Source organism: Desulfatiglans parachlorophenolica (genome assembly GCF_055394735.1).
On the sequence record NZ_AP042460.1, the window covers coordinates 1,333,237 to 1,347,417 of the forward strand.

Here is a 14,181-nt window from a genome sequence, read left to right on the forward strand (position 1 = left end):
AAAGGCCCTTCACCAGACGGTTTCTTACGGCGTCGATCAGGAGAGGATGACACACATGCTGAACATACACGATGCCGGACGGACGGCGTGCCTCTCCGCCTGCTTTGCCGCGGGATTGATCCTGATGCTGCTTGCGGCCGGCTGCGGCCAAAAAGAGCCGACCCCGCCCTCCCCCCTGGACACGGAATACCAGAAGTGGAAGCAAATGGCCGAAACGAATCAGGCCCGTTCCCAGACAGCGCCCACCCCCCCCGCCGTCAAAACCGGACGCCCTTCCGCCCGGCCACAGGCGCAGCCCAAGGCCCCTGTCCACTCAAAGGCCCTGCCGGCCCAGAAGGTCAGCCTTCGGATGCACAACGCCTCCGTGCCGGCCGTCCTGCGCGCCCTCGCACGCGCCGCCGGCCAAAACATCATGCTGGGCGAAAGCGTCAAGGGTCTGATCAGCATCAACGTCGAGAACACCCCCTGGAACCAGGTCTTCACCGGGATCCTCGCCACCCACGGCCTGGCCTGGCAGTGGGAAAACGACATCATTCGCGTCATCTCGGTCGAGGACAAGGAAAACGAACTTAAACAACTCGAAACGGACCTCAAGATGCAGGCCACCCGCCGGGATCTCCAGACCCTCGAGCCGATGGTGACCCGCATCGTGCCACTCCGCTACTACAGCTTCACCCGCCGCAAGATCACCGACCAGGACACCAGCGGCGACTCGAAGAAACGTACCATCGAAGAGGAGCGGGATAGCGATATCGATGAAAAATTCAAGGAAAATCTCGAGGCTCTTCTGAGCAAGAATCAGAATGGCGATCCCATCGGGAATATCCTCTTCGATGAACAGACCAACTCCGTGCTGGTCCATGCCTTGCCCCGCGACACCGAGAAGATCCTTGCCCTCATCCATGAGCTGGACAGCCCACCCCCCCAGATCCTGATCGAGGCCCACATCGTCGAGACCACCCGCGAGGTCGCACGCGAACTGGGCATCCAATGGGGGGGGCTGTATCGGGCCGGAAACTACTGGATCACCCCCGGCTCCAACACCAGCGGGATCTTCGACAGGACCCTCTCCGAAGGCGTCGATCCCACCACCGGCGTATCCAGCAACTTCCCGGCGGATTTCGGGCCCGACGAATTCCCGTCGGGCTTCACCCTCGGCTACCTCTACGAAAAGTTCGGGAAATACGTCCTCGATGTGGAACTCTCCGCCCTGGAGACCGACGGAAAACTCAACATCCTCTCGCGGCCCTCCATCACCACGATGGACAACCAGCCGGCGGTCATCGAGAGCGGCGCCGAGGTGCCTTACCAGACGATCACCGGCACCGGACTCGACAAGGACATCTCCATCGAGTGGAAGACCGCCGCCCTGCGCCTTCTGGTCACGCCGCGCGTCATCGAGGGCGACACGATCCGCATGAACATCGTCACCACCAAAGACGAACTCGACTTTACCCGCACCGTCCTCGGCAACCCCACCATCCTGACCAAACGGGCCGAGACGAACCTCATCCTCCAAAGCGGCCAGACGACCGTGATCGGAGGGCTCTCGAAGCAGACCGACCAGGACAATAATGACGGGATCCCCTACCTGCAGAACATCAAAGGGCTACGCTGGCTTTTCGGCCACACGGGAAAGATGAACAAGATGGAGGATGTTCTGATCTTCATCACCCCCCGCATCCTCCCTGCTCAGCCGCCTCTGAGGGCGGCGGCCGCTCCGCCGGACGGGGATATCCCGCCCCGTGAAGCGCAAGCGAGGTCGAAGTGAGGGAGCGCAAACGCCTGGGAGAGATGCTGATCGAGGCCGGGGTCCTGGCCGGGGAGATGCTCGATAAGGCCCTGGCGGACAAGAAGCGCGGCAATCTCAAGCTGGGGCAGTACCTTGTCCGCGAGGGCCTGGTCTCCGAACCCGTCCTGATCGATCTTCTCGCCCGGCAGCTCCGCCTGGAGAAATACTCACCAACGCGCTTTCCGATCGACCCAAGCCTCTCCCGCACGCTCCCGAAGGAGACGGCCTCCCGCTACCAGGTGCTCCCCCTCCGGCGGAGCGGACGCGTCCTTTACTGCGCGGTCACCGACCCCTTGGACGTGCTCGCCCAGGATGCCATAGAGGTCTACACCAACCTCGAGGTCGAGCCCGTGCTCTGCAGCGAGCAGGAGTTCAACCAGATCTTCAACAACCTCTACGGGGCCTTTTCGGATATCGGCGGGATCCTCGAGAGCATCGAAGAAAACAAACCCAGTGAGGCCGATGGGGTCCTCGATGCCTCCGGAGGAGGCAGCAGAGAGGATCTTCAACTAAGCTCCCTGCAGGACATGGCGCAGGAGGCGCCGGTCGTCCGCCTGGTCAACTCGATCCTCTCCCAGGCCATTCGTGAGCGCGCAAGCGATGTGCACATCAGCCCGGAGAAGGAGTACATCCAGATCCGCTTCCGGTTGGACGGAAAGCTGCACGAGGTCCCCGCGCCCCCCAAATCGCTGTTCCTGCCTCTGGCCTCCCGCATCAAGATTCTCGCGGGAATGGACATCGCGGTCTCCCGCATCCCGCAGGACGGCCGATTCACCGTGCGGATGCACGACCGGGAGGTCAACGTCCGCGCCTCCGTCATCCCGACCATCTACGGCGAAAACGTGGTGCTGCGGCTCCTCGACATGTCGGCCGGGGTCTATTCCCTGAAGGCCCTCGGCATGGCCCCTTTCGACCAGGAAAAGATCGCGGCCATGATCCGCAAACCCTACGGCATGATCCTCAGCACCGGCCCGACGGGAAGCGGCAAGACCACCAGCCTCTATGCCATCCTGAAGGAACTCAACCAGCCCGACATCAACATCATCACCCTCGAAGACCCGGTCGAGTACCGTCTGGAAAAGGTCCGGCAAACCCAACTGAACCGCCAGGCGGGCATGACCTTCGCGAGCGGCCTGCGCTCCATCCTCCGGCAGGACCCGGATGTCATCATGGTCGGCGAGATCCGGGATTCCGAAACCGCCACCATCGCGGTCCAGGCGGCCCTGACCGGACACAGGGTCCTCAGCACGGTCCACACCAACGACGCCGCGGGGGCCGTCACACGCTTTCTGGACATGGGGATCGAACCCTTCCTGACCGCCTCGGTGATGCTCGTTTCCTTCGCCCAGCGCCTGGTACGCAAGGTGTGCCCCGACTGCAAGGAAGCCTACCAGCCCGCGCCCGAGGCCCTCGCGCAGTGGGGCCTGACGGATGTCAAGGACGCAGACTTCCAGCGCGGGCGTGGGTGCCTGAGCTGCATGTACACCGGATACCGCGGCCGCACAGGGGTCTTCGAGGTCCTCGTGAACGACGAGATGGTCCAGAATTTGATCCTCCAGCGGCGCTCCGCCCAGGAGATCACCCGCGCCGCACGGGAGGCAGGCGTGCTGCGGACCCTCAAAGAGGACGCCATGGACAAGGTCGTCCGCGGCATCACCACCCTGGAGGAGGCGGCCTCGGCCGTCATGGTGTAGCGACGTATGCCGACCTTCCGATACACAGCGATCGACGTCAGCGGCCACAAACGCTCCGGGCGGCTCGAGGCCGAACACCGGGAGCAGGCCGCCGCCATGCTCCTCGACCGCGACCTGATACCGGACCGCATCCGTGAACTTTCTGGTGCGGCGTCGACCGCAAACGGCATCGGCTTCTTCGACCGTCTTCGATCGATCAAGGCCCTCGACCTGATCCTCTTCACAAAACAGATCCGAACCCTCCTGCGCGCCGGGGTGCCGGTCATCCGGACGCTCCTGATCCTCGAAAGTCAGACAGAAAACAAACGCCTGAAAGGGGTTATCAGGAAGCTTGCAAGTGATATCGAAGGAGGCAACAGCCTTTACCAGGCCTTTCAAGCGCATCCACGCATTTTCCCCCCGCTTTATGTCGCGATGGTGCGCGCAGGAGAATCGAGCGGGGACCTGCCCGAGGTCTTCAACCGGCTGATCTACATTGTCGAGCACGAGCACAAGGTCAAATCAGACATCCGTGCCGCCCTCCAATACCCCATGATCGTTCTCATCTTTCTCTTCGTCGCCTTCTTCGTCCTGCTGACCTTCGTGGTTCCAAAGTTCATCGGCATGTTTATCGAAGCCGGAGTGGAAATCCCGCTCCCGACCCGGATATGCATGATTCTTTATGAAGTAATCTCCAACTACTGGCCCTATCTCCTGAGCGGACTGACTATCCTGATCATCTCGGCGGTCCTGGCCCTCCGAACCGCTGCAGGCCGCTACATCCGTGATCTCATTCTGATCAATACGATGCTCGTCGGACCGCTTTTCATCAAGAGCGCCATGTCGCGCTTTGCGAGTATCTTCGCCATCCTGCAGGCAAGCGGTATCCATGTACTTGAATCCATGCGCATCCTTTCCGGCACAATCGGTAACGCAGTGATTTCCCGCGAATTCAGTCGCATTCAGGACAGCATGGAACAGGGAAAAGGGATCGCGGACCCTTTGAAACAGGCCCGATACTTCACCCCCATGGTGATCAATATGGTAGCTGTCGGAGAGGAAAGCGGGCGGCTGGACGAGATGCTTCGCGAGGTCTCGGTCCACTACGATGACGAAGTGGATTTCGCCATGAAGCGCCTGACCGACGCCATCGGGCCCATCCTCACGGTGGGTCTCGCGGCCGTGGTCCTGTTCTTCGCCCTGTCGATCTTCCTGCCCATGTGGGATATGGTCAAGGTCCAGGCGAAATTTTGACGCGTTAGCCATCGCAGCAGTTAAAGGCTGACACTTATTCACTCTTTTAGAAGGCGTGCTCCTGCCTATCAGCTCGGGATTTCATCAAAACTGAGGAGGCGAGCAAAGCATCGAGGGACCGCTTTTAAGCCCGTCCCTTACCTAGTTTCCATCCGGAAATGGTCTTTTTGGCCAATCTCGGCGTCAATCTGCACGTTTGCTTGTGCGGCGACCCACAGGTCGCCTCCGCGCAAAGGCTTGATTTCCTTGATATTGGCCAAAAATCCTCATTTCCGGATTGGAAACTGGGTTCTATAGGAAAATCATTTCCGGATGGACACTACCTATTTATCCGTATGAAGCAATACAGACTCAGCCTTCAAGTCCTTATTCCCTTTATAGTGGGCGGGATGGCGCTCCTTGCCTTCCTCGTCGGGTTTCACATTGGACAGATGGACCGACCTCCTTCTCTATCAACCCTCCTTGCGGCTTTCCTCATGAGCGGCGGGATCGCGGCCTTTGCGGGGATCATCATCGTGCGTCTCTTTTTGAAGCCCATCAAACGGGCCGTCCGGGAAGCGACCCCCGCCGCTGACCCCTACCCAAGACTAGAGGTTATCTCGGAGAAAGATGAACTCGACTGTTTCAAAGAGGCCATCCAGCAGATGACCGGGGCGCTCGACACCGAAGAAGCCGTCCGCCTTTTCCCCGAGATCATAGGCTCGAGCCGCGCCTTGCGCACCCCCCTCCGCCAGGCCGCGCTGGTGGCCCCTGCGGAAACGACGGTTCTGATCCACGGTGAAAGCGGAACAGGAAAGGAGTTGATGGCCTTGGCCATCCACCGCCTCAGCCCCCGTTGCGGCGGGCCCTTCATCAAGATGAACTGCGCAGCCATCCCCGAAGGACTCCTCGAAAGCGAACTCTTCGGACATGAAAAAGGCGCCTTTACCGGCGCCACAAGCCGCAAGCCCGGCAAGTTCGAGGCGGCCGACGGCGGCGTAATCTTTCTGGACGAGATCGGCGACATGCCCCCCATCACCCAGGCCAAGATCCTGCGCGTCCTACAAGAGCGGACATTCGAGCGGGTCGGCGGCAACCAGACCATCCAGGTCGATGTCCGCATCCTGGCCGCTACCAACAAGGACCTTTCAAAAATGGTGCAGGAGGGCACGTTCCGCGAAGACCTCTATCACCGCATCCACGTCTTCGATCTCAACCTGCCGCCCTTACGGCACCGCAAAGAAGATATCCGGCTCCTAGCGGACCATTTTCTGAAAAACCTGACGTCACCCACAGGGGAACTGACCCCCGCCGCTCTTCGTGCCCTGACGGCCCACAACTGGCCGGGCAACATCCGCGAACTCCAGAATGTCCTTGAGCGCGGAGCCCTTCTGGCAGCGGGGGGCCCCATCGAACCTCAGCACCTCCCGCCGGAGTTGGTCCAGCAGGCCGGCGGGCCACTCGATCACCTTCCGCCGGATGCCGCTCTCGACCAAAAGCTCGCCGAGATCGAGCGGAACCTGATCATCGACGCCCTCTACACCACTGGAGGCATCCAGGCACGGGCGGCGGAAACCCTCGGCATCAACCAGCGGAGCCTCTGGCACCGGGTGAAAAAGTATCAAATCGATACCTCTGGTATAAAAAGAAATTTTTCATAGTCTTTGCACATGCGGCTAAGAACCTGCCACATGGTATCAAAAAATTTGAAAAACAAGCCGACGTTTACAATAAACTCCTTCAAGACGTATACTCCTCACCAAAATTTTGGGGAAAGCTCAACTTTCCGACAGTATAAACATGACTAATGGGTGCTTACAAATTCGGGGATCTCCAATTTTTGCTGGTTCGGCAACAATTTTGGTAGCAGCCTTTTTCCTCTTAAAGTATTCGGCTGCTACTAGATGCCAAAGGCCAAGATGGAGACCGATTGACGTGGTACGAAAGATTCTCAGAACTAGCTGCAACTACAAGACATTCTGACGCCTGATCAGAAAAAGTTGATTTTTTTGACCGGTTCTTCGCTTCTAAGGATTTCTGCATTCCTTGTTCAAGGTCTATGGCATCAATATTGCGTATAAATATTTACGAAACGTTTATTCGGGGCTTCGGAAAAGATTTTGTTCTTCAGCAGAAGGAATTAGCACACCAGGAAAGGAGGTGTCTGGATGGAATGAACGAACGTTTTGGATAGGATTTTAAGACCTTATTTTCTCGTTTAGTTCGGTTTCTTATTAAATCCATCAATAGGAGGATATGAGCATGGGAAATAAAAATTGCCTCAAACGAAATGAAGGTTTTACACTCATCGAAATTATTGCTGTTTTAGTCATACTCGGCATACTCGCAGCAGTCGCTATTCCAAAATTCCTCGATCTGCAGGATGAGGCTAGAGCAAAGGCCCTTCAAGGGCTGGTCGCCGCCGCACAAAGCCAACTATCGATGGAATATGCAAAAGAGCTTTTAAATAAGGGGAATGCTGCTGATGCTTGGTCAAATCTGGACGCTGGTGTATGCGCTAATGTGAGTAAAGATGGTTATCCAACTGGTACAACCTTGACATGCACCAAAGGGGATGCAAGCGTTACGATAGCGGCCGCTGGATCCGGCCAAACGGCAAGCGGTGTATTTTCAGATCCTAATCAGTAGATTACAGCCACGTCGTAAGGCAGCGGCTTTTCCGATCGAGCCGGAAAGTGCGGCCCATATACGCCCTTGCTTCTGGGAAAGCAGTTGAAAGTGCAGCGTTCTTGAATCGGAGTAGAAACCTCGCCCCTGGTGACGGGGTCTCTACTTCGATCCCAAGGTCCCTTTCAAGCAAACTGGCAAGTTCACAAATCCCGATTTTCTTAACTGTTGCAGATCGTTCAATTGCACTTTCTTCGGTGTAATAATTTCCGATTTGCCACGAATATCATCCTGTTTAGAAAGGGCCGGCTTGCTTAGTTCCAATATCAGCCAAAGCATAAGAAATTCAGCAATTCTTCTTTTATCATTAAGCACACTTTTTTTTATTGCCCTTGTTATACTGAGTCATGGATATTTTCCCTCGGATGACGCACTTCGACATGTAGCGAAGGTAATATCAGGCAAACCATGGAATGACATTTTGGTAATTCGAAGTGAAATTACCATGGATAGCCATCCTGGCTGGCACAATTTCCTTTCCGCAATAAATGCAATTATCCCGCTTTCACCTATCAACCTTTTGAACTTTTCGGTGCTGTTTCTTTTTGCCGTTTTCGCCGTCCCACCGGTCTTTCTCCTTCAGCGTCCCGAAGCATGGATTACATCTCTGCTACTTCTTGCTCTATGTTCTTTCAGTCCGCTTTACCGATTGTTCTATGGAAGACCTTTCATCATCAGTATGCTTCTCGTCATTATATTCTGTCTCTCTTGGGATAAGCTTAAAGGTCAACATAAATATTCATATATGCTGATTTTTATAGCTCTCTCGACACTATCGACATGGATCCACGGCGTTTGGTATTTATTATTCCTTCCTATTATCTCGCTTTTGGTATGTAAGAAATGGAGATCTGCTTCCATTCTATCAATAGCTTTCGCCATCGGAACTATCATCGGTGCTTTATTGACTGGAAAACCAATCACATTTCTGCACCAAATGTTGTTTCATGCAATGACAGCACTTGGAACTCACGATTTTCAACGTCAATTGGTCACCGAATTCCAGCCATTTAACGGAGATGTACTTGTACTCGTGCTGGTCGCGGGTCTGTTACTGTGGCGAATGGCCAGAGGCAAATGGACCCGAAAGACAGTCGAGAACCCTGCGTTTGTCTTAGGGGTAATCGGTTGGATCCTGGGATTCATAGCCGCCAGGTTTTGGACAGACTGGGGCTGGCCGGCTATGGCCTGCTGGGTGGCTTTAGAGATCCAGGCTATTTTTGACGAATCAGTTGCTCCCCTCAGTCTAAGAAGGTGCGGAGTTGTGATTGTTCTTTGCGTGGTGTTTTTTCTTGCAGTGACGAACGATTACGGTGGTCGGTGGAGTTCTAAAACAATCCTTCAATGGCCGAGAACGGAAAACGCCGAACAGCGGCCTTGGCTCCCGGGTAAGGATGGTATCCTTTACAGCGACAGCATGAGCGTGTTCTACAATATTTTTTTTCAAAACCCGTATGGTTCTTGGAGATACATTCTCGGTTTCGAGCCAGGTTGGATGCCTGCTGAAGATCTGGAAATCTACCGTCGTATCCAGTTGACTAGAGGGAAAGACGAAAGTTATATTCCATGGATCGAAAAAATGACCGTTGCCGATCGGATGATCCTTGTGAGGATGGAAAAACCAAAGATTGGGGAGTTGGAATGGCATGAAGTTGCACCCACTATCTGGAGTGGTCGGCTAATTTCGAAAAATATAATACCATAAAACGAAGGTTACTCCCAGCAATCACAAACTCTCCTGTGATCCGAATATAATAGAACGCAAATACCCGAACTACAAAGCTGAACTTTTATCTCTCAATATAAAACCCCATCTGCAGAATCTCATGAATCCACACAAATCAGATTAATTCTGATCAATCGCATGTCCAATGATCCTTGGCGTATTTAGACTGTACGAAGTACACCTCCATCTGATTGCCCGGGATCACCCTTCCGGATGAGGAATGGTAGGAACCTACCAAGAGGTTTTGATTTGAGAATGTTATATTGTTTTTCGCATAAATAGTCCCGAACCATTGATTCTGATTGCTCATCGTAAAGCTGTCCAATGTCTCCAAATAAACCCTGGCTGCAAGCGGCCTTAGATCTTCGTTGATGTGATTTCCTTGGGTAATCGCGTTTCCATTGACATATACCTTCAACTGATCCCCGAAAACAACGTCGCCCTGAACAAATATTTCTATATCCCCCGCCGAAACATCTAAATAAAGCGATGGCCGCGTGCCTGTATATATCCGCTTAAAGGTGTATCGCCCACTTGTCAAGTAAACCTTGTTTGCACCGCCCAAGGTCAACACACCCCAGCTTCCAGGATCGATCGCTCTATCGGCTTGCCAGTTTATGGTGATGTTCCGGCTTCCAGGCGTGAAAACGGCGTGTCTAGGGGTACATACCTGGCATTCGGCAGGCTCCGTCGGATCGACAACGGGAGGATTCGAAGTGTTCGCATGTTCAGAACCCAAGATCCGAGTCTGCCAACCATGAACAATCGCGCCTCCAGCCGTCACATCGCCTTCTATGACACTTTGGTTGCCAAGTGTTACATCACCCTTTGCAGTTACATCAGACTCCACTGTCGCTTGAGAAACCAGCCTTACATTTCCACCAGCTTGGACCTGATCTCCAATGGACGTCAAATGCCCCATTGTAACGGTTCCACCGGCAAATACACTATTATGAACTTTGCTGTTGTTCGCCCCCAAGGATACGCTGCCACCCGCGTGAACCTCCCCCATCACTTGTGCCCCGTTCTGCAGCCCCACATCCCCGCCAGCATAGACGCTTCCGGACACCTCGCTTGAGTTGGCACCCAGGGTAACATGGCCCTGTGCGTGTATGTCTCCGGCGACAAAGGTCTGATTTTGGAGCGTTACATCGCCCCCGGCACAGATGCCGCCCCCGACGATTGCATGATTGATCAGTTGAACATTTCCTCTCGCAAAGATGTTTCCGGTAACCTCAGACTGGTTCCCTAAAACCACATTTTTCCCCGAAACACTCCCTTCGACCAGATTCTGGTTATCCAAATTTTGATTTCCATTCATGGAATTCAAGGCCAGTTCAGACTGGCCTTCTCCAGTGTCAATACCACCTCCATCATCATCGTCATCATCGTCATCCGAACTATCCAAGAAGAAAAACCGCTTCAGCAAGTCATGCGCGTTTCCACCTGCATGTCCCGTCGATGTGACATCCACAGCACTTGGATCATCTTCCACTTGAGAGGCCGAAAGGGTGAACGATCCAGTCTCCATGGCCTGATCCCATCCATCTACATTGGCATCTGCCTGGAAATTCTGTGCTTTTTCAGCCGCGCTCAATAGCATATCTTCATGATATTTATGCCAGGCGGCCGCATGGTTCATACCGGCTTGAGCCAAATAGACCGCTTGATAGAGACTTTGGCTCTCCGCCTGATCGATGGCCGTCTTGGAAGACATACTATGAATTCCCACAACCAGGATACTGACCACCAGCATCGCTGCAATAACGAAGAAAAGGCTCAACCCGCGCTCGTTTTGCGCCACCTGCTCGATCAACGTCCTTCTCATGTAACCCACTTGCCTCCCTTTCGAAGACATACAGCCTGAAGCCAGGGAAGAATCGAATCAAAAAATCTTCTTCCTGTCCTTCCCCTTCAGCAACCGCCTGTCGATGGGTTCACACCTATTGTCAGATTGCCCCCCAATCTTGGGTGCACACTGATGTCTGCCATGATTTACAGTTTCCACCCGGAAATGGTCATTTTTGCCAATCTCGGCATCCATCTGCACGTTTGCCTGTGCGGCGACCTACAGGTCACCTCCGCGCAAAGGCTTGATTTTCTTGATATTGGCAAAAATCCTCATTTCCGGATTGGAAACTGGGTTGTACCGGGAAATCATTTCCGGATGGACATTCTTAGTGATTGTTCACTGTGCTATTCTAAGAAGCTTTGCGCCTAAATACGACAAGACAAAAATTATCCATCATTCAGTCTATAAGGCGCCACATCGGTGCTGAACGTTTTTGTGATGCCTTCGGCAGCTGCGACAAGCATGTTAATGCGGATGATTCTTACATCTGCAGGTACACTGACTACTGTAGATGCATCGCTTCCAAAATAGGTAAACGATGTGTCTGATGGAGCTTCAATAGAGATATTCTGAGATGTACCATCAGGATATTCCAATGTACACGCAATACTATCGGAAGTTATGCTGACAACTGTTTTAATAAAAGACAGCTGGATAAACAGACGGGTCATGTTCTGCGATTCAAGCGTAGCTTTAATATTTTCTTCCGTAAATAAAGAACTCCGCACGATATGCGACAAACCAAAGGTAGCACCCAGTGACAGAATCCCGATAATAATCAGAACCGCGATCAGTTCAATCAGCGTAAAACCATCTTTACTGCGCATCTCAGCGGATATCCTGAAGCATCAAAATTTGGTCGTGAAAAGATAGCTCAATTTCGCTCCGTTGCCCGAGGGGCTTTCTATCGTAAGCTGCAGCGCCGCGTTTCCCGCTATCGTTCGCTGCAATTTTTCTGCCACCTGATATTGCCCATAAGCGTTATCCTGAGCAGAATTTTCCGCTCCTATAACACTGGAAAACCCACCAATATCATTTTTGTAATTCTCTTCGTAATCCGCCACCATGTGAGCCATACAACTGTTCAGATCCAGAATGTTCTGCTGCTCCGACAGAAGCCGTGACGAATCAAAAACGCCGGCCTGAAAATATGGCACGATCATAGCTCCCAGCAACCCCATCAGCACCAGCGTAAGGATGATTTCCACCAGCGTGAAGCCATACACAGACTGGCTGTCTTGAGACACGATACACTCCATACGGCCCTGCAACAGAATTTCAGTATGAAGAAACCGCCTGAACACCCGTAACTCCACATTCTCCAAGCCAGAGATGGAGAGACGGCATTGCGAACAGAAACGTGTGAGAGAAATTGAGAAGGTTCGAAAAGAAAAAGATGAAGCAGTTTAAACCGTTTCAAATTGGAAGACAAGAAATACCGAAAGGACTTTGTTGTAAATCATTAAACCCATGAGCTGACAAGAACTCTCTCTTTGCAGTTCGCCTTTGAAAAACGCCCCTGAGCAGGAAAAGCCCTCAACCCAGCCGGTAAACCGTCATCGTGCGCGTGTGGCCTTTGAGGGATTGCGGTGGCTGCGGGGTCAGGGGGAAGGCCTGGTGCAAGTGCGCAACGGTGTCTTCGCTAACGAGGATGTCGCATTTGAGCGTCTTGGTGAGGTCCTGGACACGGGAGGCGATGTTGACGGTGTCGCCGATGAGGGCGTAGGAAGGACGCGATTCGCTTCCGCTATTGCCGGTCAAGACCTCACCGGTGTGAATGCCGATGCCGTGGCGGAACGGGACGAGGCCCGCGCGGACACGCTCTTCGTTCAGGGAGGCCAGGCGGCGGCGCATCTCGAGGGCGGCGAGAATCGCCCTGTCGGCGTGGTCTTCATGATAGACGGGAACGCCGAAGACCGCCTCCTGCTCGTCGCCGACGTACTGGAGGACGAGGCCGTTGTGGGCGCGGACAGCCGCCTCCATCTCGGTGAAGTAGGCGCGGAGGCTGCGGATCACCTCTTCGGGGGAATGGTGCTCCACGTAGGCCGTGAAATCGCGCAGGTCGCTGAAAAGAAGCGTCCCGATCCGGCGCTCGCCTTCGAGCGGGATCCGGCCGGAGAGGATCTCGTCGCGGATCTCGGGGCTGACGTAGAGGCCGAAGGTCTCGCGGATCCTCTCGCGCTCGGCGAGGCCCGCGATCATGGCGTTTCCGGCATCCCCGAGGATCCCGATCTCGTCGTTCGACACGACGCGGATGCGTTGGCTGAAATCCCCCTGCCGTACGCTCCGAATCACCCGCATCATCCCGGTCAGCGGCTTTGAGATCGATCGTCCGACGAGGAAATTGAGGCGGAGGGCGAAGAGGGCGAACACCGTACAGAGAAAAAAGCAGAAAATGAGGATCTCCTGCGCCACCTCGCGGGCGGCGGGGGCCAGGTGGTCCGCCCCATTCAGGCTGAGATAAAGGGTCCCCACCAGCATGACCATGGGGATGAGGGTGCCGGCGGTATAGAGAAAGCGGATGCGCCGGAGGATCGGGAGTTTGATGGTCCCCCGGACCGAGGCAAGCCTCCCCTCCGAGAACAGGGCGGGAAGGATCCCGCGGCGAAGGTAATCCTCGAGCAGGAAGAAGGAGGCCGTGGCCGTGATCATCCCCACCATCACCGAACGGAAGTAGCCGAAGATCGCCGATTCGGTGCGGGTGTCGAACCAGAGCCACATGCCCGTCACGAGGATCGCCGGAACGGCCATCCACATGCAGAAATTAGCCAGGGCGATCACGAAGGGCAGGTTGACGGCGCGTCTTTCCGCCCGCTCGCGCATGGCCGGAGGCGCCGTGCCGCCCTTCCGCAAGCAGGCCGCGTAATCCGAGATCGGCCGCTGAAGCAAGTACTGGAGGCAGGCCCCGAAGAGCATGATCCCCGCTTCCCAGAGAAGAAGCCTCATCCAGCAGCCCTCGATCAGGAAGAGCCTCGTCAGTTCCCGAAAATAGCCGAGCGGCGTCAGGAGATTCAACCCCAGGACGATCCCGAGCCCGAGCAGGTTGGCGCCGAGGTTGCGGAGGTAGAGGCCGAGCAACGGGAGCGAATCCAGCGGCTTCCGCCCGGACACATGATTCGGCAGCGGGTTTCCTGTCTGCGGGTTGTCTGCAACCATGATGCAGTCTTTCCCCAATGGGCTGCGGAGAGCCGCGGCCTCACTTCCGGTTGAACGCGGC

The 14,181-nt window shown here is 54.8% G+C and carries 11 protein-coding genes; 7 read left to right on the forward strand and 4 right to left on the reverse strand.

Annotated features, from left to right (window positions below; translation table 11 throughout):
- The first annotated feature begins 55 nt into the window (after positions 1 to 55).
- The 6 genes from pilQ to ACZ500_RS06370 all read left to right on the forward strand — a co-directional run bounded on the left by pilQ (position 56) and on the right by ACZ500_RS06370 (position 9,091).
- A complete protein-coding gene (gene pilQ / locus ACZ500_RS06345; protein WP_464231670.1) occupies positions 56 to 1,771 on the forward strand; it encodes a type IV pilus secretin PilQ in 1,716 nt (571 codons plus the stop codon).
- Complete coding sequence (locus ACZ500_RS06350) at positions 1,768 to 3,486, forward strand: GspE/PulE family protein (protein WP_464231671.1); 1,719 nt, start codon at positions 1,768 to 1,770, stop codon at positions 3,484 to 3,486. Before pilQ ends, ACZ500_RS06350 begins: the two co-directional genes overlap by 4 nt.
- A gap of 6 nt (positions 3,487 to 3,492) precedes the next feature.
- Complete coding sequence (locus tag ACZ500_RS06355; RefSeq protein ID WP_464231672.1) at positions 3,493 to 4,719, forward strand: type II secretion system F family protein; 1,227 nt, start codon at positions 3,493 to 3,495, stop codon at positions 4,717 to 4,719.
- Between the two features lie 158 nt (positions 4,720 to 4,877).
- Complete coding sequence (locus ACZ500_RS06360) at positions 4,878 to 6,359, forward strand: sigma-54 interaction domain-containing protein (RefSeq protein ID WP_464231673.1); 1,482 nt, start codon at positions 4,878 to 4,880, stop codon at positions 6,357 to 6,359.
- A gap of 601 nt (positions 6,360 to 6,960) precedes the next feature.
- Positions 6,961 to 7,347: a prepilin-type N-terminal cleavage/methylation domain-containing protein gene (locus tag ACZ500_RS06365; RefSeq protein ID WP_464231674.1), complete on the forward strand. Its 387-nt coding sequence runs from the start codon at positions 6,961 to 6,963 to the stop codon at positions 7,345 to 7,347.
- A gap of 484 nt (positions 7,348 to 7,831) precedes the next feature.
- Positions 7,832 to 9,091, forward strand: a complete 1,260-nt coding sequence (locus ACZ500_RS06370) for a hypothetical protein (RefSeq protein ID WP_464231675.1) — start codon at positions 7,832 to 7,834, stop codon at positions 9,089 to 9,091.
- A 151-nt stretch (positions 9,092 to 9,242) separates the two neighbouring features.
- Here the strand turns inward: ACZ500_RS06370 and ACZ500_RS06375 are convergent, their stop codons facing one another.
- Positions 9,243 to 10,940, reverse strand: a complete 1,698-nt coding sequence (locus ACZ500_RS06375) for a hypothetical protein (protein WP_464231676.1) — start codon at positions 10,938 to 10,940, stop codon at positions 9,243 to 9,245.
- A gap of 186 nt (positions 10,941 to 11,126) precedes the next feature.
- Here ACZ500_RS06375 and ACZ500_RS06380 point away from each other — a divergent pair, with 186 nt between their 5' ends.
- Complete coding sequence (locus ACZ500_RS06380) at positions 11,127 to 11,333, forward strand: hypothetical protein (protein ID WP_464231677.1); 207 nt, start codon at positions 11,127 to 11,129, stop codon at positions 11,331 to 11,333.
- A gap of 17 nt (positions 11,334 to 11,350) precedes the next feature.
- On the opposite strand, the gene ACZ500_RS06385 is transcribed toward ACZ500_RS06380, so the two are convergent.
- The 3 genes from ACZ500_RS06385 to ACZ500_RS06395 form a co-directional block, all read right to left on the reverse strand.
- Positions 11,351 to 11,791, reverse strand: a complete 441-nt coding sequence (locus ACZ500_RS06385; protein ID WP_464231678.1) for a type II secretion system protein — start codon at positions 11,789 to 11,791, stop codon at positions 11,351 to 11,353.
- Between the two features lie 21 nt (positions 11,792 to 11,812).
- Positions 11,813 to 12,223: a type II secretion system protein gene (locus tag ACZ500_RS06390; RefSeq protein ID WP_464231679.1), complete on the reverse strand. Its 411-nt coding sequence runs from the start codon at positions 12,221 to 12,223 to the stop codon at positions 11,813 to 11,815.
- A 277-nt stretch (positions 12,224 to 12,500) separates the two neighbouring features.
- Positions 12,501 to 14,120 carry an adenylate/guanylate cyclase domain-containing protein gene (locus tag ACZ500_RS06395; protein ID WP_464231680.1) on the reverse strand — a complete coding sequence of 540 codons (1,620 nt, stop codon included), beginning with the start codon at positions 14,118 to 14,120 and terminating at the stop codon, positions 12,501 to 12,503.
- Positions 14,121 to 14,181 lie beyond the last annotated feature (61 nt).

What these genes read in the sequence shown, in the direction of transcription:
- pilQ (WP_464231670.1), top strand. Translation starts at nt 56, where the DNA reads ATGCTGAACATACACGATGCCGGACGGACGGCGTGCCTCTCCGCCTGC.
- ACZ500_RS06355 (WP_464231672.1), top strand. Translation starts at nt 3,493, where the DNA reads ATGCCGACCTTCCGATACACAGCGATCGACGTCAGCGGCCACAAACGC.
- ACZ500_RS06360 (WP_464231673.1), top strand. Translation starts at nt 4,878, where the DNA reads ATGGTCTTTTTGGCCAATCTCGGCGTCAATCTGCACGTTTGCTTGTGC.
- ACZ500_RS06365 (WP_464231674.1), top strand. Translation starts at nt 6,961, where the DNA reads ATGGGAAATAAAAATTGCCTCAAACGAAATGAAGGTTTTACACTCATC.
- ACZ500_RS06370 (WP_464231675.1), top strand. Translation starts at nt 7,832, where the DNA reads ATGGATAGCCATCCTGGCTGGCACAATTTCCTTTCCGCAATAAATGCA.
- ACZ500_RS06375 (WP_464231676.1), bottom strand. Translation starts at nt 10,940, where the DNA reads ATGAGAAGGACGTTGATCGAGCAGGTGGCGCAAAACGAGCGCGGGTTG.
- ACZ500_RS06380 (WP_464231677.1), top strand. Translation starts at nt 11,127, where the DNA reads ATGGTCATTTTTGCCAATCTCGGCATCCATCTGCACGTTTGCCTGTGC.
- ACZ500_RS06385 (WP_464231678.1), bottom strand. Translation starts at nt 11,791, where the DNA reads ATGCGCAGTAAAGATGGTTTTACGCTGATTGAACTGATCGCGGTTCTG.
- ACZ500_RS06390 (WP_464231679.1), bottom strand. Translation starts at nt 12,223, where the DNA reads ATGGAGTGTATCGTGTCTCAAGACAGCCAGTCTGTGTATGGCTTCACG.
- ACZ500_RS06395 (WP_464231680.1), bottom strand. Translation starts at nt 14,120, where the DNA reads ATGGTTGCAGACAACCCGCAGACAGGAAACCCGCTGCCGAATCATGTG.